The 22,893-nt window shown below is 70.1% G+C and carries 16 protein-coding genes; 9 read left to right on the top strand and 7 right to left on the bottom strand.

Annotated elements, in window-relative coordinates; all coding sequences use genetic code 11:
* Positions 1–16: 16 nt before the first annotated feature.
* From ABB22_RS03955 to ABB22_RS03940, 4 genes are all read right to left on the bottom strand, one after another.
* Complete coding sequence (locus ABB22_RS03955) at positions 17–1,231, bottom strand: ABC transporter permease (RefSeq protein WP_055770477.1); 1,215 nt, start codon at positions 1,229–1,231, stop codon at positions 17–19.
* Positions 1,232–1,244: 13 nt separating this feature from the next.
* Positions 1,245–2,567, bottom strand: coding sequence for an ABC transporter permease (locus ABB22_RS03950; RefSeq protein ID WP_055770474.1), 1,323 nt, complete (start codon positions 2,565–2,567; stop codon positions 1,245–1,247).
* 133 nt (positions 2,568–2,700) lie between these two features.
* Positions 2,701–3,393, bottom strand: a complete 693-nt coding sequence (locus ABB22_RS03945) for an ABC transporter ATP-binding protein (RefSeq protein ID WP_055770472.1) — start codon at positions 3,391–3,393, stop codon at positions 2,701–2,703.
* Positions 3,394–3,440: 47 nt separating this feature from the next.
* The gene (locus ABB22_RS03940; RefSeq protein ID WP_055771006.1) at positions 3,441–4,709 is read right to left on the bottom strand and encodes an efflux RND transporter periplasmic adaptor subunit; all 1,269 of its coding nucleotides are present in this window, start codon (positions 4,707–4,709) and stop codon (positions 3,441–3,443) included.
* A 218-nt stretch (positions 4,710–4,927) separates the two neighbouring features.
* Between ABB22_RS03940 and glmS the strand changes: the two genes are divergently transcribed.
* Entirely contained in the window at positions 4,928–6,760 is a 1,833-nt protein-coding gene (gene glmS / locus ABB22_RS03935) for a glutamine--fructose-6-phosphate transaminase (isomerizing) (RefSeq protein WP_055770470.1), read from the top strand.
* 63 nt (positions 6,761–6,823) lie between these two features.
* Here glmS and chrA read toward each other — a convergent pair whose 3' ends face one another.
* From chrA to ABB22_RS18375, 3 genes are all read right to left on the bottom strand, one after another.
* Positions 6,824–8,065: a chromate efflux transporter gene (chrA, locus tag ABB22_RS03930; protein ID WP_082443671.1), complete on the bottom strand. Its 1,242-nt coding sequence runs from the start codon at positions 8,063–8,065 to the stop codon at positions 6,824–6,826.
* A 230-nt stretch (positions 8,066–8,295) separates the two neighbouring features.
* Positions 8,296–10,566, bottom strand: coding sequence for a winged helix-turn-helix domain-containing protein (locus ABB22_RS03925; protein WP_082443669.1), 2,271 nt, complete (start codon positions 10,564–10,566; stop codon positions 8,296–8,298).
* 12 nt (positions 10,567–10,578) lie between these two features.
* On the bottom strand, positions 10,579–10,908 hold the full coding sequence (locus tag ABB22_RS18375; RefSeq protein WP_161809345.1) for a hypothetical protein: 330 nt from the start codon (positions 10,906–10,908) through the stop codon (positions 10,579–10,581).
* On the opposite strand from ABB22_RS18375, the gene ABB22_RS18370 reads away from it, so the two are divergent.
* From ABB22_RS18370 to ABB22_RS03885, 8 genes are all read left to right on the top strand, one after another.
* On the top strand, positions 10,907–11,275 hold the full coding sequence (locus ABB22_RS18370) for a hypothetical protein (protein WP_161809344.1): 369 nt from the start codon (positions 10,907–10,909) through the stop codon (positions 11,273–11,275). The two genes, ABB22_RS18375 and ABB22_RS18370, sit on opposite strands and share 2 nt — an antisense overlap.
* A gap of 263 nt (positions 11,276–11,538) precedes the next feature.
* Positions 11,539–12,459: a helix-turn-helix transcriptional regulator gene (locus ABB22_RS18365; RefSeq protein WP_055770461.1), complete on the top strand. Its 921-nt coding sequence runs from the start codon at positions 11,539–11,541 to the stop codon at positions 12,457–12,459.
* A gap of 59 nt (positions 12,460–12,518) precedes the next feature.
* A complete protein-coding gene (locus ABB22_RS03910) occupies positions 12,519–15,140 on the top strand; it encodes a TonB-dependent receptor plug domain-containing protein (protein WP_161809343.1) in 2,622 nt (873 codons plus the stop codon).
* A gap of 143 nt (positions 15,141–15,283) precedes the next feature.
* Positions 15,284–16,744, top strand: coding sequence for a Wadjet anti-phage system protein JetA family protein (locus ABB22_RS03905; protein WP_152984024.1), 1,461 nt, complete (start codon positions 15,284–15,286; stop codon positions 16,742–16,744).
* A complete protein-coding gene (locus ABB22_RS03900; RefSeq protein ID WP_057505056.1) occupies positions 16,741–17,367 on the top strand; it encodes a DUF4194 domain-containing protein in 627 nt (208 codons plus the stop codon). The genes ABB22_RS03905 and ABB22_RS03900 overlap by 4 nt, the downstream gene beginning before the upstream one ends.
* On the top strand, positions 17,354–20,785 hold the full coding sequence (locus ABB22_RS03895; RefSeq protein ID WP_057505055.1) for an SbcC/MukB-like Walker B domain-containing protein: 3,432 nt from the start codon (positions 17,354–17,356) through the stop codon (positions 20,783–20,785). Before ABB22_RS03900 ends, ABB22_RS03895 begins: the two co-directional genes overlap by 14 nt.
* Before the next feature lie 304 nt (positions 20,786–21,089).
* On the top strand, positions 21,090–21,608 hold the full coding sequence (locus ABB22_RS03890; protein ID WP_055770448.1) for an RNA polymerase sigma factor: 519 nt from the start codon (positions 21,090–21,092) through the stop codon (positions 21,606–21,608).
* A gap of 42 nt (positions 21,609–21,650) precedes the next feature.
* On the top strand, positions 21,651–22,799 hold the full coding sequence (locus ABB22_RS03885) for a FecR family protein (RefSeq protein ID WP_055770445.1): 1,149 nt from the start codon (positions 21,651–21,653) through the stop codon (positions 22,797–22,799).
* The last annotated feature ends 94 nt before the right edge of the window (positions 22,800–22,893 follow it).

Below are 22,893 nucleotides of genomic sequence, written 5' to 3'. Positions count from 1 at the left end.
TGTTTCCTTGCGCGGTTCAGGCGCTGCGGGTGGCGACGATGGGTGGGACGGCGGCGGCGCGCAGCGCCGGGCCGATGACGGCGGCCTGGCCCAGCAGCAGCAAGGCCACCGCGCCAAGTGGCAGGTAGTGCAGCGGCAGCCGCGCGGTTTCGAAGTAGTGCATCAGCATCTGGTTGCCGCCATAGGCCAGCAGCATGCCGAGAGTGATGCCGGTGCCGGTCAGCAGCAGGTTCTCGGTCTGGAAGTAGCGGGTGATCTGGCCGCGGGTGGCGCCGAGCGCGCGGCGGATGCCGATCTGCTTGGTGCGCTGCTGCACCCAGAAGCTGGCCAGGCCGATGATGCCCAGCGCGGTGACCAGCAGCATCGCGGCGATCACGCCGACCAGCAGCCATGCCATGGCGCGGTCGCTGCGGAAATAGCGTTCGCGCAGTTCGGACAGCATGCGGCTCTGCTGCTGGTCGATCACCGCCTCGGGCACGGCGCGGGCTACCGCCGCGCGCGCGGCCTGCATCACCTGGGGCAGGTCGAGCGGATCGGCACGCAGCACGTAGGTGCCCGATTGCGCGTCGTCGCGCACCGGCACGATCACCGACCATTGCACGCCGGCCACGCCTTCCTCGGTGCGGCCGGGGGAGGTGACGGCGAAGTGGTCCACCACGCCGGTCACGCGGAAATGCGCGCCGCTCCACAGTTCCTTGCCCAGCGGGCTCTCGCCCGGCCACAGGTGCTCGGCCAGTGCGCGGGTGATCCACACCGGTGCGTCGCTCGGCACGAAGTTGTCGATCGGCTGGAAATCGCTGGCGGCGAAGGCGTTGCCCTGTACCGGGCGCAGGCCCAGCGTCTCGATCGCGGCGGCATCGGCCATGTAGAAGTGCAGCACGCCGCCCCACTGCTTCCCCTCGCGGTCGAGCGTGGCACCCATCATGCCAGCGCGCGGGCCGAACGGGGCGCTGTTGGCGGTGCCGGCGGCGCGCACGCCGGGGATCGCGCGCAGCGCGCCGAGCACGCGTGCGTTGAGATCGGCGTTGTTGCAGCCGTCGCAGCCGCTCAGCGCGATCATGCCCACGGTGTTTTCCTGCACGCCACTGTCGATATGCATCAGCTCCAGGCGGCCGGCGATCAGCAGGAAGGCATTGCACAGCACCGCGCAGGCCAGCGCGATTTCCAGCACGATCAATGCGGCGGCGATGCGGTGGCGGCCCAGGGCGGAGAGGATTGGCTTGATGTCCATGCGTTGGCTCCGCTTACAGGGTCTTCAGCTGCATCGCCGGCGCGATGCGGCTGGCGCGCGAGGCGGGGAACAGTCCGGCGACGATGCTGGCCGACACCGACAAGACGAAGGTGGCCGCGAACATCGGCAGATCCAGGTGCACGAGATCGGCGTATTCCACCGGCTGGCTGCGGATCGCCCACAACCCGAGCAGGGTCAGCAGCAGGCCGAGCGTGCCGCCGATCAGGCCGATCAGGCCGGCTTCGATCAGGCACTGCGCGAAGATCGAGCGCTTCGACGCGCCCAGCGCACGGCGCACGCCGATCTCACCGCTGCGGCGCAGGAACTTGGCCAGCAGCAGGCCGACCGTGTTGAACAGGCAGATCACCAGGAACGCCAGCGCCAGCCAGCTCTGCAGGCGCACGTCGCGCGGCACCACGTGGTTGTAGTCCAGCCACTGCATCAGCGACAGCAGGCGCGCATTCTCCGGGAAGGGAATACGGCCCAGCGCTTTCTGCTGCGCGGCGTAGTCGGCGACGAAGCGGCGGTAGTCGGCGACCTTGGCGGCGCTGCCCAGTTCCACCCACAGCTGCAGCCAGACGCACTCGCTGTTCTGCAGGTGGCCGGGCACGGCAGGCAGTGCATTGCAGGTGAACTGGCTGAAGTTGCCATCGTTGATTTCCAGCCCGGTCTGGAACGGCACCATCACGTCCTCGGGCTTGCCGTAGAAGCTGGCGGTGTCGCCCTGCGAGAAGTTGCCGCCGGCCAGGGTGTGGAACTGCGGCGACGGTCGCCACGGTCCCAGCACGCCGACGATGCGCACGTCGGCATCGCGGATGCGCAGGGTGCGGCCGACGCTGTCCTTGCCGCCGAACAGTTTTTCGTTGAGGTCGGACGAGATGACGGCGACCCGCGCGCGCCGCTCGTCGTCTTCGCCCGTCCAGGGGCCGCCGAAGGCGAAGGGCACCGCGAACATCGGGAAGAAGTCGGCGTGCGTGGAAAGCATCATCGTCATCAGCGGCGGTTGCCCGGTTTCCGGCGCGTGCAGTTTGATCTCGCTGTCGTTCACCAGCGCCTGGCGGTCGCCGCGCCTGGCACGCCACAGGTCCATCGCCGAGGTGTAGTCGAGCATGTCCGGCGGGTAGCGCCGCGCGCGCTCGGTCGAGAGCGCATCGACCTGCGGGTAGAAGATGTGCTGGCTGCGGCCCGGCAGCGGATCGCCGGACAGCAGGTGCATCACCGTCAGCGTGGTCATCGCCGCGCCGATGCCCACGGCGATGGACAGCACCATCAGCGTGGTGAGCACCGGCGTGCGCCGCAGGCTCTGCAGGCCGAGTTTCAGGTAGTAGGCGAACATGGACGGTTCCGGTTGCGGGGAATCGCTCCTCCTCTTTGCCGGGCAAAGGGGAGGTCGGGAGGGGGCGGACGCAAGCCAGGGCGCCCCTCCCCGGGCCCCGCCTGTCCGCGGGGCGGACGGGCGGGGGAACGGGTCAGACCTGCGCCAGCGACGGTTCGCGCAGCAGGTCGGTGGCCTGGCCGTCGACGATGTGCACGTTGCGCTGCGCGCGCGCGGCCAGCTCCGGATCGTGGGTCACCATGACGATGGTGGTGCCCTGGCTGTTGATCTCCTCCAGCAGTTCCATGACGCCGCGCGCCATCTGCGTGTCCAGGTTGCCGGTCGGTTCGTCGGCCAGCAGCAGGCGCGGGCTGCCGGCCAGGGCGCGGGCGATGGCGGCGCGCTGCTGCTGGCCGCCGGACAGTTCGGCCGGGTAATGCTTCATGCGCGAGCCCAGGCCGACGCTGCTCAACGCCTTCTCGATGCGCTCGCGGCGTTCGGCGGCGGGCATGCCGCGGTAGCGCAGCGGCACGTCGACGTTGTCGAACAGGTTCAGGTCGGGGATCAGGTTGAAGCCCTGGAAGATGAAGCCGATCTTCTGGTTGCGCAGGCGCGAGCGGGCGTCGTCGCCGAGGTGGCTGACGTCCTGCCCATCCAGCAGGTACTGGCCGCTGGTGAAGGTCTCCAGCAGCCCGGCGATGTTGAGGAACGTGGTCTTGCCCGAGCCCGACGGGCCGGTGACGGCGACGAACTCGCCTTCGCGCACGTGCAGGTCGAGCGAGCGCAACGCGTGGGTTTCGACCTGTTCGGTGCGGAAGACCTTGGAAACGGATTGCATCTGGAGCATGGGAAGTTCCTGCGCTGGAAAGTGGGAATGTGGAAAAGGCGGGGAAATCAGTTGATGGAAACGCGTTCGGCGTCGCCGAACAGGTCGGTACCGGAAACGACGACCTTCTCGCCCGGCTGCAGGCCGGAGACGATCTCGACTTCGCCCAGGCTGCTGACGCCGAACTGCACCGGGCGGCGGCTGGCGGTGCTGCCGTTGACCACCCAGGCGTAGCGGCCGCCGGACTGCTCGACGAACGGACCGCGCTCGACCTTGATCACGTCCTTGCGGGTGTCGAGCAGGATGCGCGCGCTCATGCGCTGGCTCTGGCGCAGGCCTTCGGGCTGCTTGTCGGAGAAGCGGATGCGTGCCACGACCTCGCCGTTGACCACTTCCGGCGAGACGGCCGAAATCTCGCCCGGGAACGGCTGGCCGGAACCGCTGGTGAGCTGCGACGGCATGCCGATCGCCAGGTCGCGGGCGAAGCTCTCGGGCACCTTGATCTCGATCTCGAAGCGCGACAGGTCGACCACGCCCAGGATCGGCGCATTGGTCGCGACCTGCGTGTGCTGGGTGGCCTGCACCTGGCCGACCTGGCCGTCGAACGGCGCGCGCAGGGTCAGCGCGTCCACCTGGCGCTGCACTTCGTCCACCACCGCCTGCTGGCGGTTGGCGAGCAGGCGCTTGTTGCGCGCGTCCAGGTCGGCGCCCTGGCTCTGCAGGGCGGCATCGCTCCTGGCGTGCTGCAGGGTGATCTCGGCCTTCTTCAGGTCGTCCTGCGCCTTGGCCAGGTTGACCTGCGGCACGGCGCCGCCATCGAAGCCGCGCTGGTAGCGCTCCAGGTCGCGCGCGGCGGCCTGGCGGTCGATGGCGGCCTGGTCGGTGACCTTGCTGGCGGTGGCGCGGGCCAGGGTGGCGTCGAGCGCGGCGCGGCCGGCCTCGGCTTCCAGGCCGGCCAGGGTGGCCTGTTCCTGGGCCAGTTTGCTGCGCAGTTCCGGGCTGTCGATCACCGCCAGCTCCTGGCCCTGCTTGACCACGTCGCCGGCTACCACCTTCAGGGTCACCGTGCCGGCGGAGATCGCATACAGCACCGGGCTGTTGGCGGCGATCACGCGGCCATCGGCGGCGATGTCGCGGACCAGGTCGCCGCGGCCGACGGTGGCGATGCGCAGGCGCGCGCCATCGAACGAGCGCGAGCCGCCGAGCCAGCCCTTGGCGACGAAGCCGATGCCGGCCAGGACCACCAGCGCGGCCACGGCCGGCCACAGCCAACGGCGCCATTTCGGCTGGGAGCGCTGGGAAAGGGTGTGGTCCTGTGCGGAGGTGTCGCGGATCATCGTCGGCATCGCTGGAAGAGTTGGTATCGGTTAAGCAGATCCCGTGCCAACTTCCATGTGCATGAAAAACAAGGAGTATTTTTCGGACTTCGATGTGTCCGGGTGTCCGCGGACACCGGCGCGGACAGTGTCCGCGGGCGCGATGTCCGGCGGTTGTCCGGTGGATGTCCGAAGCGGCTGACCTAGAATGTCCGCCTGTGAATCCGGATGGATGGACTATGTGCGGCATTGTGGGAGCGATCGCTGATCGCGACGTGGTACCGGTACTGATCGAAGGACTGAAGCGGCTGGAATACCGGGGCTACGATTCTTCCGGCATTGCCGTGCTGGACGATCGCGACATCCGTCGCGTGCGCCGCACCGGCCGCGTCGCCGAGATGGAAAACGCCGCCGCCGCCGAAGGCTTCGCCGCGACGCTCGGCATCGGCCATACCCGCTGGGCCACCCATGGCGGCGTCACCGAATCGAACGCGCACCCGCACGTCAGCCACGGCGTTGCGCTGGTGCACAACGGCATCATCGAGAACCACGAGGAGCAGCGCGAGAAGCTGGGCGCGCTGGGCTATGTGTTCGAATCGCAGACCGATACCGAGGTCATCGCGCACCTGATCCACCATCACCTCAAGGCCGGCCATGACGACCTGCTGGCCGCCCTGCAGCGCACGGTGAAGGAATTGACCGGCGCCTACGCGCTGGCGGTGATCAGCCAGAACGAGCCGGACCGGATGGTGGTGGCGCGGATGGGCTGCCCGCTGCTGGTGGGCCTGGGCGAAGGCGAGAACTTCGTGGCCTCCGATGTATCGGCGATCCTGCAGGCCACCCGTCGGGTGATGTTCCTGGAGGAAGGCGACACCGCCGAACTTACCCGCGAGGGGGTGCGCGTATTCGATGCGGACAACCTGCCGGTGCAGCGCGAGCAGCGCCTGTCCGACGTGTCGCTGGCCTCGCTGGAGCTGGGGCCGTACCGCCACTTCATGCAGAAGGAAATCCACGAGCAGCCGCGCGCGCTGGCCGACACCATCGAGGCCGCGATCGATGCCGGTGGGTTCCCGGCGACGCTGTTCGGCGCGAACGCGGAAACGGTGCTGCGCGACATCGAGGGCGTGCAGATCCTGGCCTGCGGCACCAGTTACTACGCCGGCTTGACCGCGCGTTACTGGATCGAGGCCATCGCCGGCCTGCCCTGCAGCGTGGAGATCGCCAGCGAGTACCGCTACCGCGATGCGTTCGCCAACCCGAAGCACCTGATCGTCACCATTTCCCAGTCCGGCGAAACCCTGGACACGATGGAGGCGCTGAAGTACGCCAAGTCGCTGGGGCACACGCACACGCTGTCGATCTGCAACGTGCCGGAAAGCGCGATCCCGCGCGCCAGTGAGCTGGTCTGCTACACCCGCGCCGGCGCCGAGATCGGCGTCGCCTCGACCAAGGCCTTCACCACCCAGCTGGCGGCACTGTTCCAGCTGACCGTGGTGCTGGGCAGGCTGCATGGCAAGATCAACGCCGGGCAGGAGGCGGACTACCTGGAACAGCTGCGCCACCTGCCTGGCAGCGTGCAGCACGCGCTGAACCTGGAGCCGCAGATCGTCGCCTGGGCCGAGCGTTTCGCCGGCAAGTCCAATGCGCTGTTCCTCGGCCGTGGCCTGCATTACCCGATCGCGCTGGAAGGCGCGCTCAAGCTCAAGGAAATCTCCTACATCCACGCCGAGGCCTATCCGGCCGGCGAGCTCAAGCACGGGCCGCTGGCACTGGTCGACGCGGAAATGCCGGTGGTGGTGATCGCGCCCAACGACAGCCTGCTGGAGAAGGTGAAGTCCAACATGCAGGAGGTGCGCGCGCGCGGCGGCGAACTGTTCGTGTTCGCCGACCAGGACAGCAACTTCAGCGAATCGGAAGGCGTGCACGTGATCCGCACGCCGCGCCATGCCGGCGTGTTGAGCCCGGTGGTGCACACCATCCCGGTGCAGATGCTGGCGTACCACACGGCGCTGGCCCGCGGCACCGACGTGGACAAGCCGCGCAACCTGGCCAAGAGCGTCACCGTGGAGTGAGCGCGGCGATATCCGCTTGACGACGGGGCGGCCGGAGCGGAAGAACCGCGTCCGGCCGCTTCTTCATTGCAGGCCGGCCGCGCCGAGCATCCCGCCCGCGGCGCCGCAGCCGATCACCGCCAGCCACGGCGGCAGCTTCCAGCGCGCGAGCGCAGCCAGGGCGAGGAGCGCCAGCGCGATATCCGATGGTCCATGGATGGCGCTGGTCCACACCGGGTCGTAGAGCGCGGCCAGCAGCAGGCCGACCACCGCCGCGTTGATGCCGGTCATTGCGGCGCGCATGCGCGCGTTGCCGCGCAGCCGGGCCCAGAACGGCAGGGCGCCGGCCACCAGCAGGAAGGACGGGGCGAATACCGCCACCAGGCAGAGCAGGCCGCCCGCCCAGCCTGACGGCGCGGCCTGCATGGAGGCGCCGAGAAAGGCGGCGAAGGCGAACAGCGGGCCGGGCATCGCCTGCGCCGCGCCATAGCCGGCGAGGAACGCGTCGTTGCCGACCCAGCCCGGCGGCACCACCGCGGCCTGCAGCAGCGGCAGCACCACGTGGCCACCGCCGAACACCAGCGCACCGGCGCGGAAGAATGCATTTGCTTCGGCCAGGGCCTGGCCGGGCAGCAGTGCGGCAAGCAGCGGCAGTCCGGCCAGCAGGGCGAAGAACGCGGCCAGCCACAGCATGCCGGCGCGATGCCCGACGGGCATCGTCCACGCGGCGTGTTCCCGCGGCGGCGTGGACGGGAACAGCCGCAGTCCGGCCAGCGCGGCGGCGGCGATGATGCCCGGCTGCACGAAGGCGGAAGGAGCGGACACGGCGATGCCGGCGGCCGCCAGCATGAGGGCGAGCCAGGCGCGGCCTGCATGGAGATTCCGGCCCATGTTCCAGACCGCCTGCGCCACCACCGCGACCGCCGCGATCTTGAGCCCGTGCAGCGCGCCGGCCGGTATCGCGCCGGGGTATGTGGACAGGAGCTGCGCGAAGACGATCAGGGCGACGGCCGACGGCAGGGTGAAACCGGCCCAGGCGGCGAGCGCGCCGCGATAGCCACGCCGCGACAGGCCCAGTGCCATGCCCACCTGGCTGCTGGCCGGTCCCGGCAGGAACTGGCAGAACGCGACCAGGTCGGCGTAGCTGCGTTCGTCCAGCCAGCGCCGGCGCACGACGAATTCCTCATGGAAGTACGCCAGGTGCGCGACCGGGCCGCCGAAAGCGGTCAGGCCCAGGCGCAGGAACGCCAGGAACACGCGGCCGGTGCTTTCGGCCGGCCCGGTGCGCATGCCGGCGCCGGATGGCCTGTCCGCCTCAGGCGCCATGGCCGCTCCATGGCGGGGCAGCGCCGGAACCGCCGCGGCGGCTGGCGGCGGTGCGCGGGCGCTGCGGCGTTGGCCGGAAAGCGGGAGCCGGGAAGCGTGCGGAGGACATCGGGGCGCGGAGAGCACGGGAGCGGTGCCCGACATTAGCGCGGGCCGATGACGGTGGCGTTCAACGCCGTGGGCCGTCGGTTCCGGTCGCTCCCGCCTGCCGGATCCGTTCCCGCGCGACGCTACCGGGCGGGTCCGGCCAGGGCCTGCAGCGACGTCCAGCCGACGTCGATGTTGTGCTCCAGCGGCAACGAGGCGTAGAGCCAGCGGCCCTCGCCGTCGACGCTGCTGGAGCCGGCCAGCGCGGCCTGCCCGGCGATCAGGCAGCTTCGTCCGCCGTCCGCCCGATGGCTGTCGCCCAGCGCCATCCAGGCGGTCCGGCAGCCATCGATCGGTCCGTCGTAGTAGAGCGTTCCCTTGGCGATGTTCCACTCGCGGTAGTGCGCGGCGGCGGGGAAGCGGGTGTCGTGCGCGACGATCGACTGCAGTCCGGGGTCGGCGCACCAGATGCCGGTCCGCGCTGGCCGGGTGAAGCAGACCCGCTGTCCGGCCGCGTCGTAGCGGGCGACGGCCACGTCCTCCAGCGTCGCGATGCTGCGCCAGTCCGGCAGCGAATAGAGCACCAGCCGCAGCCTGCCCTGGCCGCCATCGGTGCCGACCAGCAGGCGGTCCGGCCGGTCGGTATAGGCGGCGAAGGCCGGTGATGGCGCGGGTACCGGCAAGGGGGTCGCGGTGTCGCTGCCGGCTTCGATTTCGAACAGGCGGTCGCCGTTGTCGCCGCGCCCGATCACCAGCAGCCTGCGGCCGTCGCCCGACCATACCGGCGGATGGCGCGGCACCGGGACGATGCCCGCCACCGCGCGCAGGGTTTCCGGGTGCGCGGGCTGGCCGATCCACAGCTGCGCGTGCAGGCTGCGATCCGAAACGAAGGCCAGGGTGGCGCCGTCCGGGGAGATGCCCGGTGTCAGGTCCACGCCGCTGGAGGCGAATACCGGTTCGCCGGCGCCGCTGCCGTCGGTACGGAAGCGGAACATGCCGCTGCGCAGCCGGTCGATCTCGAAGGCCATCGACCAGTCGTCCGCGGCGATATCCGGCTGGATCGGATTGCCGCCGGCCAGCACCGGCAAGGGAACCGGGTCCCCGCCGGCCAGGTCGATGCGGTACAGCCGGACTTCTTCCTTGACCAGGCTGAAGACCACGCCCTGGCTGTCCGGCAGCCAGGCCCAGCCGCGGATGTCGCCGCGCAGGGTGGTGAGCCGGCGCGGCGCGCCGCCGCTGGCGGGCATCAGCCACAGGTCGCCGAGCGTGGTGCCGCGGCGGAAACCGAGCCAGCGCCCATCGGGGGAGTGGCGCGGCAGCGAGTCGACCGCGTCGCGGTCCACGCCGTAGTCCAGCGTCCGCCAGCGCCCGCTGGCCAGGTCGAGCCGGCGCAGGGCGCCGCCCGCGCCGGCAGCCGCGCGCATGCCGCCGGCGACGAGCGCGCGGCCATCGGCCGTCCAGTCGAACGACAGCCCGTCAGGGTCCGCGCAGTCGCCCGCCGTGCGCTCGCCGCTGCCATCGGCCGCCACAACCATGAAACGGCAGTCCTTGCCGGAGCTGCGGACGAAGGCGATGCGCCGGCCGTCGCGCGACCACGCCGGCAGGCTGTCCTGTTCTCCGGGACCGGGGAACGCGAACTGGCGCGCGCTGGCCTGCGAGGTGCGCTGGATGTGCAGCAGTTGCCTGCGCGTGCGCGGATCGAGGCGGGCGAATACCAGCTGCGTTCCATCCGGCGACAGCCGCGGCATGGTTTCCTGCTCGGGCGAGGAAACGATCGCCCGATACTGCAGCGACGGCGCGTGCAGGGAGTCGGCGGCTCCGGGCAGCGCGCCTTTGTCGCGCGTGGAGCCGGCATGCAGGAACAGCGCCAGCGATCCGAACAGTGCCGTTGCCGCTGCCGCCAGTGTCCACCCGCGTCGCCGTACCCGTCCGCGGGGGATCGCGGCAGGCGGGGGCGCGGACGGCGCAGGCTCGGCGGCCGCGACGGGCGGTGCCTGCCATTGGTGCGCGGCCAGCAGGCGATAGCCGCCCTTGGCGATGGTCTCGATGTAGCGCGGCGCTTCGCGATCATCGCCGAACGCCTTGCGCAGCAGGGCGATGGCCTGGGTCAGCACATCGTCGGTGGGCAGGGTGTCGGGCCATACGCGCGCCAGCAGCGCGTCGCGGCTGACCACCCTGCCGGCTTCGTCCACCAGCGCCAGCAATACCTGCAGCGACTTGAGCGTCAGTCGCCGGGAGCCGCCGTCGATGCGCGAGACCACGGTGCGCCGGGCCAGGTCGACCTCGTGGTCGCCCACGCACAGGAGCCCGGACGGAGGCGCCTGTGCTCCCGCTGCGTTGCCGTTGCGACGTTCGCCGATGACTGCCCGCTCTTCCATTACGCCGGTCTGCCCGAGTGCAGGCTTGGCCAGCATGCCCCGCCTTGATCATGGAGACGACGCGTGCCGCGCATGCATGGCACGTCGTCGTCGTCCGCCCTTGCGATGCAGGGCCATGCCGGCCGTTCCATCACCGGGCGGAGGATGCTGGCGGCGTGGATGCGGCGGCATGTGCCTTTGGTCAGGTCGCGCAAAGGCGTTCAGGCTGGCGACGCCTTCGGCCTGCGTGGCGTTGGTGGAGGAACGCATTGTTTGCATGTTCTGGCGCCAGCCCCGCTCCATGGTCATCGCGACTTCAAGCAGATTCCGCAGCCGCGCCCGCTGCCTAGCCTTGCATCCGTGCCCATCCCGGGCTCGGATGAAGAAGGAAAGCGCCATGTACCGATGTCTGATGATCGTCCTGTCCCTGGGGGCTGCCGCCCTGCTGCCCATGGATGCCTTTGCCGCCGGAAAGAGCGCCGAAGCGCCATCGACCTGCGTCACCTTGTCCGGCCAGCACACGGCCGTGCGCGCTGGCGCCGAACGCATGCTCATCGCCGATGGCGAGGAGCACATCAGCCTGGATTTCGGTGGCTACTGCGAGGCGACCATGCGCAGCTCGAGCGTGGTGATCGCCACCGGTGGCGAGGAGAACGTCGTGTGCACCCGCGGCAGCGTGGTGACCGGCAGGGGCGCCTCCTGCGCCGTGCGCGAGATGCGCATGATCGATGCGGCCGAATACAGGCGCCATGCCCGCCGCCGCTGACGCAGCGGTTTCCCGCCACCGACGAAGGCCCGCACCGGCATGCCGTGCGGGCCTTCGCGTTTCCGTGTCCGGCACGGACGGCGGAAGCGGGGCAGCGCCAGCGCCGGCGGGGATGTCCGCACTGTCCGGTTGTCCGCGGAGCGGACGGTCCACCTCGCGCGTGGCGCCCCGAACCGGCGATTTCGGAAAGATTTCGGCTGCATTTCCGGCATTTCAGGCCTCGAACGATCAAACAGATGGCCAGATCCGACAAAGGAGTGGTCATGCAGGTGCAAGTGCAGGTACTGAGGCTCGATCGCGGGGATGTGCAGGAGCTGGAGCGCGGCGGCGATCCTGGCGTCGCGTGGCTGGTGGCGGTCGCGCGTGGTGCCAGCCTGGCGGTCAACGCCGCCGAGGCGTCGCTCTGGCTGGTGCTCAGGGGCGGGCTGGACATCGCGGCCCGCACCGGTGCGTTCCGGCTCGGTGCGGGCCAGTGGATCCATTTCGATCGCGGCGCCTGCCCGGTGCTGCATGCCGGCGAGCGCACCGTCGCCATCGGCATGGTCATACCGGCCGACATGCAGCTGCAGGCGCTGCGTTCGCCGCAATTGGCGCTCTTCCCCGGTCGTGGCGCGATGTCGGCGCTGATGCAGCGGCTGCTGGCGCGGCGCTGGCGGGCGGTGGCGGGCACGCCTGTCCGCGGTATCCAGGCCATCGCGGCCGACCGCTGGCAGATGGAGCGATGGCTGCGCGCCGCCGCGGGCCTGCAGCAGGGACAGCAGGCGCAGATCGCGCGCTGCCCGGGGCGCTCGCTGTCGCACCGGCGCCAGGTGTACGCCCGCATGCAGCGCGCGCTGCTGTACATCGAAGGACACATGGACCGCGTGGTCCGGATCGGCGAGCTGGCCGAGCTGAGCAGCATGTCGGTCTGGTATTTCACCAAGACCTTCCGCGCGGTCTATGGCGAGTGCCCGCAGGCCGCCTCGGTACGCCTGCGCTTGGCCAACAGCGCACGGCTGATCCGCGAAACGCCGCTGTCCATCACCGAGGTGGGAGCGGCCAGCGGCTTCGAGAACAACTGCAGCTTCTCGCGCGCGTTCCGCACGCACTTCGGCGTTTCCCCCTCGCTGTACCGCAACGGTGAGCGGAGCGTGCCGGCAGACCGTGCAAACCCAATGGACAGGGCATGCGGCGCAGTGGCGTGAGCGGCTCTTTAACGTCGTGTGGCGTTAACGCCTCACTAACATCATCAGGAGAGAAATCCGTGAAAAACCACTATTCCATGCCGGCCATCCGGCTGGCGGCGCTCCCGCTGGGGATCGCCGCCGCACTGGTTCCATTCGCTTCGCTGGCGCAGTCGCAGTCGCCGTCCGACGTACACAGCCTGGACCGGATCGAAGTGACCGGCTCGCGCATCAAGCGCGCCGACGTCGAAGGCGCGGTGCCGGTGACCGTGATCGACCGCGCCGCGATCGATGCCAGCGGCCATGTCTCCGTCGCCGACGTGCTGCGCGACACCACCTTCGCCTCGTTCGGCAACTTCAGCCCGCGCTCGGGCAGCAGCGCGCAGGCCGTGTCCGACGTCGACCTGCGCGGCATCGGCTCGGATCGCACGCTGGTGCTGATCGATGGCCGCCGCGCGCCCTATGCGCCGTCGCTGGGCACCAATGCCGACCTCAACACCATCCCGCTGGCGGCGGTGGAGCGCATCGAGATCCTGTCCGACGGCGCCTCCGCGCTGTATGGCTCCGATGCCATCGGTGGCGTGGTCAATGTGATCCTGCGCAAGGACTTCGATGGCGCCGAGGTGCGCATCGGCAAGGGCACGCCCAGCGTGACCGGTGGCGATACCGACGAGGCCTCGGTGCTGTTCGGCATCTCCGGCGAGCGCGGCAACCTGATGTTCGGCGCATCGTACAACTCGCGCGGCATCGTCTTCGCGCGCGATCAGCTTGGCGGCGATATCCGCGGCGGCTCGCCGTACGGGAACAATTTCTATTTTGAAAGCGCGACCGAACCTGGCGAGGAGGGCGAGGCCGGCGGTGCACTGCCGGGCTATGCCTGCAACGACCCGAATTTCTGGATGAACGAGAAGAACTGCGTCTACGACTACAACGCGGAGGCGGCCAACGAAGCCTCGATAAAGAACAAATCGCTGTTCGCGCGCGGCACGCTGCAGCTCAACGATGCGGTGTCCCTGTATTCTGCGGCCAGCTACAGCCATGCCAGCAGCTTCGGCCGCTATGCGCCGACGCCGGGCGTGCTCTACGTGCCGGAAAACTCGCCGAACGACCCGGTCCCGGGCGATGGGCGCGGCGCGTTCGTCTACCACCGCTATGCGGCCGCGGGCAATCGCGACACCTTCGTCGACAACACCGTGCTGGACATCAACCTGGGGATGAACTGGCAGGTCAGCGACCGGCTTTCCATCGATGCCGGCCTGCGCCGCAGCGATGCCCGGCTGGGCGAGCTCGGGCGCGGTTACATCGTCACCCCGCTGGCCGAGGCCGCCGCCGCCGATGGCCGCTACAACCTGCGCGATCCTTTCGGCAACGCGGAGGACGTGATCAAGGGCTTCACCACCACCACCAGCCGCGACGGCAAGTTCGTCATCGAGGAGGCCTATGCCAATGCGTCGCTGGACCTGTTCGACATGGCCGGTGGGCGCTCGGCGGTGGCCTTCGGCGTCGAGTCCCGCAGCGAGGACTACGCCGACATCTACGACTCGTTGTCCGAGGCCGGCGTGGTCGCCGGTTCGGCGGGCAACTCGGCGGCCGGCAGCCGGCGCGTGCACGCGGCCTATGCCGAGTGGCTGCTGCCGGTGATGGACCGCTTCGACTTCACCCTGGCCGCCCGCTACGACCGCTACAGCGATTACGGCGGCGACCTGTCGCCCAAGGCGTCGCTGCGCTGGCAGCCGCTGCCCAACCTGACCCTGCGCGCATCCGCCGGCAAGGGCTTCCGCGCGCCTACGCTGAACAACATCCATGCAAAGCGTTCGTTCTCCGCCGAACAGGTGCAGGACTACCGGACCTGCCTGGCGATGGGGTATTCGGCCGTGGACTGCGGCGGCGACGCCAACAATGACGGCATCGCCGATGGCCCGGTGGCCAAGAACGTCAGCTACCAGGTGGATACCTGGTACAGCGGCAATCCGGACCTGGGGTCGGAGCATTCGCGGCAGTACAGCCTGGGCCTGGCATGGGATCCGCTGGATTGGCTGAACGCGACGCTGGACTACTACCACATCCAGATCGACAACCGCATCCGCCTGATCGAGTACCAGGAGCTGGTGGATTTCGACAACAACGGATTGCCGCTCCCCTCGGGCACCAGGGTGGAGCGGCGTTCGAACGGCTCGATCAGGCAGGTCGAAACCGCCTTCGCCAACGAGGGCGACCTGACCACGCGCGGCCTGGACCTGAACCTGCGCGGCAGCTTCCAGGCTGCCGAATGGGGCAAGCTCGACAGCTGGCTGCAGCTCGGCCGCGTACTCGAGTTCAAGGTGACCGATGGCACCCTGGTCAAGGACCGGCTGGGCTGGGTGACCGCACCGGAGATGCGCGGCAGCCTGCGCAACACCTGGACCCGGGGCAACTGGAGCCTGAACTGGAACGCCAATTACATCGGCGCCCAGAAGAATCCGTCGGTCAAGCCCAGCTTCGGCTTCTTCGCGGGCGATCCCGACACACGAGTGGGCAGCTACGTGACCCACGACCTGGCGTTGACCTACAAGACGCCGTGGAATGCCGGCATCACCCTGGGCAGCAACAACGTCGGTGATCGCTACCCTGCGGAGGTGGAAGTCAGCAGCCGCCCATGGAACTTCAACCTGTACAACGGGTATGGCCGGATCCTCTACATGCGCTATACGCAGAAGTTCTGACGGCCTGCAATAACGTTCCAGCGATGGGCGCCCCGGGGGGGGGCGCCCATCGTCGTATCCGGCCCGGCCGGGTGCAGGGCTTCGCTGCCGGCGATATGCCACAATCGCCGCCGCACGGCAGGAAGCTGCAGGACCCCGACGTTTTGACCACGACCACCCCCACGACCACCCCGCCGCTGTTCACGGTCGTACCCGCCGGCATCTTCGGCCCGCTGGCCTCGGCCAACCGCCAGAACTACTGGTCGCTGCTGTGCCGGATGTTCGACGAGTTCTTCGGCCCGGATGCGCCGGTGCCGCCCAGCCACGGCTTCCCGCGCCGCGAGATCACCGCCGCGATCGAGCGCTACCTGCTCACCGACGACCCGTGGGAAGACGAGGATGGGCAGGCCCCGGACGCGCCGCTGAACGTGCGCGCCAACGCCATCCACGACCGCTTCCGCGCCGCCGGCTGGCTGCGCCAGGAGCGCATCGGCGCGCGCGAGATGGTGACCATGCCGCCGATGGTGGCGCAGCTGCTGTCCACCCTGGTGGAGTTCAGCGAGCACGGCCCGACTTTCGTCTCGGCCAAGATGCGCTCGGTGGAGCTGCAGCTGCAGCAGGTCGCCGAAGGGCGCATGGACGGCGGCATCCTCGACGAGGCTGCCGACCAGGCGCGCCGGCTGCTGGTGTCGCTGGCCTCGATGAGCCTGCAGGTGCGCGACCTGATGCCGGAGCTGAGCAAGGCCGAGACCACCGCTCAGTTCGCCCGGCAGTGGTTCGAACGCTATGTCGGCCAGCTGTTCATCGGCGACTACGCCGAACTGCACCGCGCCGACCACCCGATGGCGCGGCGCAGCTCGATCCTGGCGATGGTGCAGCAGCTCGAATCCGGCGCCCCGCGCGAGACGCTGGTGGCCTGGTACCGCGAGCACGTCACCGGCGGCGACGAGGCGCGCGCGCAGCAGCGGCTGTCGCGCAGCCTGGGCCGGTTGCGCGAGCTGGAGCGCATCGACGAATACCTGACCCGCCTGGACGAGGACATCCGCCAGGCCAACCGCCGCGCGCTGGCCTTCCTCGACTACCGCCTGTGCGCGCCCGACCGACTCGACGTGCTGCTGCGCCGCGCCTGCCGCGGCGTGCTGTCGGCGCCGGAAGAGGCGCTGCGCCTGCCGGTGGCACCGGGGCCGCTGATGGACGAGACGCGCCTGCGCCCGCCGCACCGCAGGCCGGTGCCGATTCCGCGCAGCGCCAATGCCACCACCCCGCCCACACCCGAGCAGCTGGCGCGGCTGTCGCTGCTGCGGCGGATGAAGCGCGCGCGCCTGGTCAACGCCGAGGACATGGCGCGCTACGTCGGCCGCCACCTGCAGCAGGGCGCGGCGATCGACTCGGCGCGGCTGGACATCGCCAGCATCGAGGACCTGCGCGCCTACCAGACCCTGCTCACGCTCGCCCTGCGCGGCAACCGCATCGGCGGCCTGCGCCGCGAGGACCCGCTCGGCCGGCTGCTGCGCGGCTTCCGCGTCGAGCTGCTCGATGCCGGCAGCGGCGAGAACAACGATTACCTGCGCGGCCCGCGCTTCCGCATCCTGCGGGTCGGCGCAACACTCCCGGAAACCGCATGAAACGCAGCTGGAACACCCTGAGCCAGATGTCCAACGGCACCTACGCCGTGCAGGACTTCGAGCGCGCCGCCTACCGCCTGGCCACCGAGCAGGTGCTGTACGCCACCGACGCGCGTTCGCGCGTGGCCTACCACCTGGTCGAAGACCACTACCCCGATTTCGTCTCCGCGCTGGAGCCGCTGGGCATCCGCCTGGAGCGCAACGCGCACTACCGCTACGTGGTGGCGCTGCCGGCGCATGGCGAAGGCGCACCGGTGACGCTGGACGAAACCCTGGCCCTGCTGGTGCTGCGCCAGCGCTACGACGAAGCGATGCGGCAAGGCCTGATCGAGGATCACGGCGAAGTGGTGGTGGAGCTGCCCGAACTGCAGGAAAGCTGGCAGGCCTTGACCGGCCGCGCGATGCCCGACGTCGGCGCGCTGCGCGCGCTGGCGCGCACGCTCAAGCGCTGGGGCGTGAGCCGATTGGTGGAGTCGGAAGGCGACGACCCGCAGCCGTTCCACCTGCGGGTGCGCCCGGCCATCGTCGAGATCGTCGGTGAACAGTGGCTGCAGCGACTGGACCAGCACAACCGCGACGAAGCGGGCGACGCGGACGCGGAGGACGACGATGCAGCAGCTTGAACGCATCCACCTGGTCCAGTTCTTCCTGTTCGAGGCGCAGAGCCTGCAGCTGGACGCGACCAGCGCCATCATCGCGCCCAACGGCGCCGGCAAGAGCGCCCTGCTCGACGCCCTGCAGATCGTGCTGCTGGGCGGCGACCGCAGCCGCATCCGTTTCAACGCGCAGGCCGGCGGCAGCCACCGCGCGCGCACCATCCGCGACTACTGCCTGGGCGTGTTCCGCAGCGGCGATGAAGGCCGCAAGCGCCGCACCGCCACCACCTACATCTCGCTGGTGTTCCGCGACACCGAGACCGGCGTGCCGTTGACCGCCGGCATCGCGCTCGGCGCCTCGGTCGATGAACCCGAACACCGCACGCATGGCCTGTACCTGCTGCCGGGCGTGGCGCTGGAGCTGGACGAACACCTGGAGCGGGTCAAGGGCAAGGAACTGCCGCTGGCCTGGAATACCTTCCGCGAGCACATCGCGCGCCGCTGCAAGGACGTGGGCGAAACGCCGCAGCTGCATCCCAACGCCGAGCGCTTCCTGCGCGACCTGCTGCTGCGCCTGCGCGCCAGCCCGTCGGCCAGCCCCGACCTCAATGCCTACCGCAAGGCCTTCCTCAACGCGCTGAACCTGCAGCGGGTCGAGGACGTGGACCTGTTCGTGCGCACCCTGGTGGCCGAGGACCGGCCCACCGACATCGCCCGTTTCCGCGCGCTGCTGGACAGCTTCCGCCAGATCAAGGAAAAGATCGAGCAGGTGCGGCAGCGGATCGACGCCGCCGAAGGCGCCGAGCGCCAATACGAGAAGATCGCCGGGCAGGCGACCCGCGCCGCGTCCGCGCGCGCGCTGGCCGCCGAGTACGCGCGCGACCTGTACAGCGAGCAGCTGGACCAGGCCGAGGGCGCGGTGGCGCGCGCGGAAGGCACGCTGGCCGATACCCGGCGCCTGCTGGTCGATGCCCGCGGCGAGCGCGACACCCTGCGCGAGGAGCATGTCCGCGCCAATGCCCGCCTGCAGGGCAGCGCCGGCTATGGCGAACAGGCGCAGTTGGACGAGCTGTCCGGACGCGACCGCGAGCGTTTGGCGCAGTTGAAGAAGGATCTGCTGCGCGAAGTCGGCTTCATCGGCCAGCAGTTCCGTCAGCTCGACGCGCTGGCGCTGGACGACGTCGACGCCAAGGCACTGGCCGCTGCCCGCGCCGACTGGGACGAGTGGCATGCCGGGCTGTCCACGCTGTCGCCCGAAGACGCGCTGCCGTGGACGCCGGAGGAACTGTTCGCCCGCGCCCGCCAGGCGCTGCGGGCGGCCGCGCCGCTGCGCGAGCAGGTGGACCGTCATGCCCGCCAGCTGCATGCCGCGCACGACAAGGCCCGCGACGCGCTGGAAACCGCGCGCCAGAACCAGAAGCGGCTGGCCGCCGGCCAGGCCGAACTGCATCCGGACACGGTGCGGCTGATGAGCTACCTGCGTGACGCCGGCATCGACGCGCGCCCGGTCTGCGATCTGGTGCGGGTCACCGATGCCTCGTGGCAGCACGCCATCGAAGGCTATCTGCGCAGCAACGTCGAAGCCCTGCTGATCCCGGACAAGGATGAAGAACGCGCGGTCAAGCTGTACCGCGGCCTTTCCGGCGCGCGCTCGGTGTACGGCGTCAAGCTGGCGCTGTCGAGCCAGGCGCGCAGTTCGCGCGGCGCCGAAGAGCCGGCCGCAGGCAGCGTCGCCGCGCTGCTGGAAGGCGTCAACGCCGACGCGCTGGCCTTCCTGCGCCGCCAGCTCGGCGAACTGCGCTGCGTGGAGACCGAGGCCGAGCTGGTGCGCAGCCGCCAGGGCCTGACCCGCGACGGCCTGCTCTCGCGCGGCGGCAGCGTCGAGCGCCTGCGCCTGCCGGCGGCCGGTGACCTGCGCATCGGAGCGTCCGACAACCGCGCGCGCCTGCGCGTGCTGCACGAGGAAATCGAGAAGGCCGAGGCCGAGGTGCGCCGCATCGAGCCGAGCCTGCGCCGTGCCGACGACTGCCAGCGCGGGCTGGCGCGGCTGGCCGACGCCGACGCGGTGGCGCAGGCGCTGCACGAGCGCGTGCTGGAACACCGACAGGTCGCCGAGCGTTATCGCGCCGCGCAGGAAAGCCGCCAGGCCTCGCTCGACCCCGATCTGCTGCGGCTGTCCGAGCAGGTGCGCGAACTGGGCCTGCACCTGGCCGATTGCGAGAAGCGCGCCGACGACCTGCTGCGCAAGGAAGCGGTGGCCGAGTCCAACCTCGCCAGCACGCGCGGCCTGCTCGACGGCCTGCGCCAGCAGGAGGAACGGGTCACGCGACGCGCGGTGGAGGCCTTCGCCGAACCGGACGTCGACCCCAACCGGGTCGAGCGCCAGCGCCAGGAGCTGGACGAAAAATACCCGTCGTTGGAAGAGCGCGCACAGCGCTGCGAGGAGCGCGCCAAGGACAGCGATGCCCAGCTTGCGCGCCTGGTGCCGGTGGCCTGGGGCGAACTGGCGCAATATGCGCGCGACCATGGCATCGAGCTGGATTTCGCTGCCGACGCCTGGCGGCCTGCACGGGCTCTGCTGCAGCGCGAACTGACCCAGCTGCGCGACACCGAACTGGTGCAGTACGAGGAGGAAGCGCGCCAGGCCTACGCCACCGCCGTGGACACTTTCCGCACCGGTGTGGCGTCCACCCTGTACGACAACTTCACCCGGCTCAAGACCCAGATCGCCACGCTCAACCGCACCCTGCGCGCTAGCCCGGCCTTCTCCAACAACGAGCGCTACCAGTTCCATTACGAGGTGGTGCCGGAGTTCCGCGAGCTGCACCGCTTCATCCAGCGCGCTGCCGACATCGGCGGCGAGGACACGCTGTTCGAAAGCGCCGGCCAGGTGCCCGAGGCGTTCCGCGCGCTGGTCGAGGACAAGGCGGCCACCCACGTGGCCAACTCGCCGCTGGACGACTACCGCCGCTTCTTCCGCTTCGAGGTGCAGATCCGCCAGGACGACCGCGTGATCGGCAGCCTCAGCGAACGCATGCGCTCGGGCTCCGGCGGCGAACACCGTGCGCCGCTGTACGTGATCGCCGGCGCCGCGCTGGCCGCTGCCTACGGCAAGAGCGAGGCGCAGCCGGGCGGGCTGGGGCTGATCCTGCTCGACGAGTTCGGCGACAAGATCGACGCGCAGAACGCGCGCGCCACCACCAACTACCTGCGCTCGCTGGGCCTGCAGCTGGTGCTGGCGGCGCCGGACACCGCGCAGGGCACGCTGTCCGGCGTACTGGACAGCTACATCGAACTGTTCCGCGACGGCGACCTGCTGCAGGCCGAACGCATCGAAGTCACCGAAGCGGCGCGTACCCTGCTGCTGTCCGACCAGTTCGACCTGCACCCGGAACTGCTGGCGGCCGAGACCAAACGCATCGAACGCGAGCAGGCCACGGCCTGATCGCCCTGCCGGCGCCAGCGCCGGCAGGGCGGCGGGCGCCGGGAGCGCAAGGCGGCGGGCGCACGGCGCGTGACTTGCGAGGCCACCGCTGTCAGGCTGGCTGGCATCCGCCAGATGATCGCCCGCTGAATGGCCATGCGCCAGCGTATTACCCTAATCGCCTCCTGGACCCCACAGGACAGGTATGCGGGCGCTCCGACGGCGCCCGCCACGAGCCGGGAGGACAGGGTGCGATGATGCTCAACGCGGGAACCGCTGCGCCGGCGCGCCTGGCCGGGCGCGCGCGCGGACAGGAGCGGCGCTGATGCAGCCGGCCGGAAACGACCCCGCCGCGCGCGCCTTCGCCCTGCAGGCGGTGCAGGACTACAGCGGCGAACTGCACCGCTTCCTGCGCCGGCGCGTGGCCGATGCGCAGGATCTGGGCGACCTGGTGCAGGAGGTATACCTGCGCCTGCTGCGCGTGCAGAACCTGGAGTCGGTGCGCAACCCGCTGGCCTACATCTATGGCATCGCCGGGCACGTGGCCAGCGAATTCAACATGCGCCAGCGCCAGGGCCGCCTGGTGTTCGATTCGACCGTGGTCGAGGCGGTGGCGGACAATCCCGGGCAGGCGGGGTTCGACGAAGGCGGTGCCTTCTTCGAGCGGCAGGTGGGCGATGCGCTGGCGCAGTTGGCGCCCAGCCGGCTGGCAGTCCTGCTGCTGGAGCGGCGCGAGGGCCTGAGCCATGCGCAGATCGCCGCGCGGCTCGGGCTCAGCGTGCATACCGTCAAGAAATACAGTGTGGAAGCGCTGGCGCACGTGCGCGCCAGCCTGGAACGTTGAACAGGATGTTGTCGTGCGCCCGCGCACGTATCGAGTGATGCCATGAATATCTACCGCACATCGCCAAAACAGAGCCGGGAGCGCGCCGCGCGCGAGGCCGCCGAGTGGTTGCAGGTCATGCGCGACGGTCCCAGTGCGGCCGAGCGGGCCGCATTCGCCACCTGGGTGGCGGCCTCGCAGCTGCATCTGAACGAACTGTTGATGGCGCAGGTGGTGGAGCGCGAACTGGCGGTTTCCGGGGCGTTGCAGGCGCTGGACCTGGACGAGGTGCTGGCCCGCGCCGCCAGCAGCGACAACGTGGTGGCGCTGTACGATGTCCCGGCGCCCGGCGCTGCCTCGGCCGAAGAGGCCCGCGCCGGTGCGCGCGCGCCGGCGGCGCGGCGTCCGCGCCGGCGCCTGCGCTGGTTGGCCGCGGCGGCGGTGGTGGTGTGCGCCGGGCTGCTCGGCCGGCAGCTGCTGCTGGCTCCGCCCACGCAGGAATACGCCAGCGCGATCGGCGAAGAACGCCGCATCGCCCTGGACGACGGCTCGGTGGTGCTGCTGGCGCCGGCTTCGCAGGTGGTGGTGGAATTTTCCGCCGGCGCGCGCGACATCCAGCTGCGCCGTGGCGAGGCGACGTTCGATGTCGCCCATGACACCGCGCGCCCGTTCCGCGTGCATGCCGGCAGCAACACGGTGCAGGCGGTGGGCACGCGCTTCACCGTCAACCGGCTGCCGTCCGGCACCCTGGTGGCGGTCAGCGAGGGCAGGGTCAAGGTAATGGCCGCCCGGGAGGGATGGCTGGAGCGGTTGTGGGAGCCGGAGGGCGAGGTGGTCGGCGCCGCTGGCGGTCCCGTCGAATCGCTGGGCAAGCCGGCCGCACTGTCCGCGGGCGAGCAGGCGCGCATCCCGCAGGGCCGGCAGTCGCTGGTGCGCATGCCGCTGGAGAAGCCGGTGGAGACGCCGCAGGGCGCGCGCCGGCTCAGCTTCCGCAACGACACGCTGGCCGACATCGTGGCCGAGTTCAACCGCTACAACCAGCGCCAGATCGTGGTGGGCGACGAGCGGGCGCTGCAGCAGCGCTACAGCGGGGTGTTCAATGCCGACGACACCGAGTCGTTCCTGCAGTTCCTGGAGTGCTGTTCCGCACTGCGGGTGGTGCGCGAGGACGGCCGGGTGCGGGTGGCGCCGGCGTCCTACGGCAGGCAGTAGGGTCGGCGGCCCGCGTTTTCCCCGTTCAGTAAAATATTTTCGGCGCTGAGTACCCTTTCGGCCCCTTTGGACATACGGATGTAACAAGAGGCCG

The organism is Stenotrophomonas nitritireducens, from assembly GCF_001431425.1.
GTDB classification, from domain to species: Bacteria; Pseudomonadota; Gammaproteobacteria; order Xanthomonadales; family Xanthomonadaceae; genus Stenotrophomonas; species Stenotrophomonas nitritireducens.
The sequence above is the reverse complement of the archived record's forward strand: the minus strand, read 5'-3'. Positions and strand labels throughout refer to the sequence as shown.

Coding starts and splice junctions, on each gene's coding strand:
- ABB22_RS18375 (WP_161809345.1), bottom strand. CDS start 10,908: ATGGCGCTTTCCTTCTTCATCCGAGCCCGGGATGGGCACGGATGCAAG.
- ABB22_RS03890 (WP_055770448.1), top strand. CDS start 21,090: ATGCAGCCGGCCGGAAACGACCCCGCCGCGCGCGCCTTCGCCCTGCAG.
- chrA (WP_082443671.1), bottom strand. CDS start 8,065: ATGGCGCCTGAGGCGGACAGGCCATCCGGCGCCGGCATGCGCACCGGG.
- ABB22_RS03945 (WP_055770472.1), bottom strand. CDS start 3,393: ATGCTCCAGATGCAATCCGTTTCCAAGGTCTTCCGCACCGAACAGGTC.
- ABB22_RS03885 (WP_055770445.1), top strand. CDS start 21,651: ATGAATATCTACCGCACATCGCCAAAACAGAGCCGGGAGCGCGCCGCG.
- ABB22_RS18365 (WP_055770461.1), top strand. CDS start 11,539: ATGCAGGTGCAAGTGCAGGTACTGAGGCTCGATCGCGGGGATGTGCAG.
- ABB22_RS03895 (WP_057505055.1), top strand. CDS start 17,354: ATGCAGCAGCTTGAACGCATCCACCTGGTCCAGTTCTTCCTGTTCGAG.
- glmS (WP_055770470.1), top strand. CDS start 4,928: ATGTGCGGCATTGTGGGAGCGATCGCTGATCGCGACGTGGTACCGGTA.
- ABB22_RS18370 (WP_161809344.1), top strand. CDS start 10,907: ATGTACCGATGTCTGATGATCGTCCTGTCCCTGGGGGCTGCCGCCCTG.
- ABB22_RS03950 (WP_055770474.1), bottom strand. CDS start 2,567: ATGTTCGCCTACTACCTGAAACTCGGCCTGCAGAGCCTGCGGCGCACG.
- ABB22_RS03940 (WP_055771006.1), bottom strand. CDS start 4,709: ATGATCCGCGACACCTCCGCACAGGACCACACCCTTTCCCAGCGCTCC.
- ABB22_RS03955 (WP_055770477.1), bottom strand. CDS start 1,231: ATGGACATCAAGCCAATCCTCTCCGCCCTGGGCCGCCACCGCATCGCC.
- ABB22_RS03900 (WP_057505056.1), top strand. CDS start 16,741: ATGAAACGCAGCTGGAACACCCTGAGCCAGATGTCCAACGGCACCTAC.
- ABB22_RS03925 (WP_082443669.1), bottom strand. CDS start 10,566: ATGCTGGCCAAGCCTGCACTCGGGCAGACCGGCGTAATGGAAGAGCGG.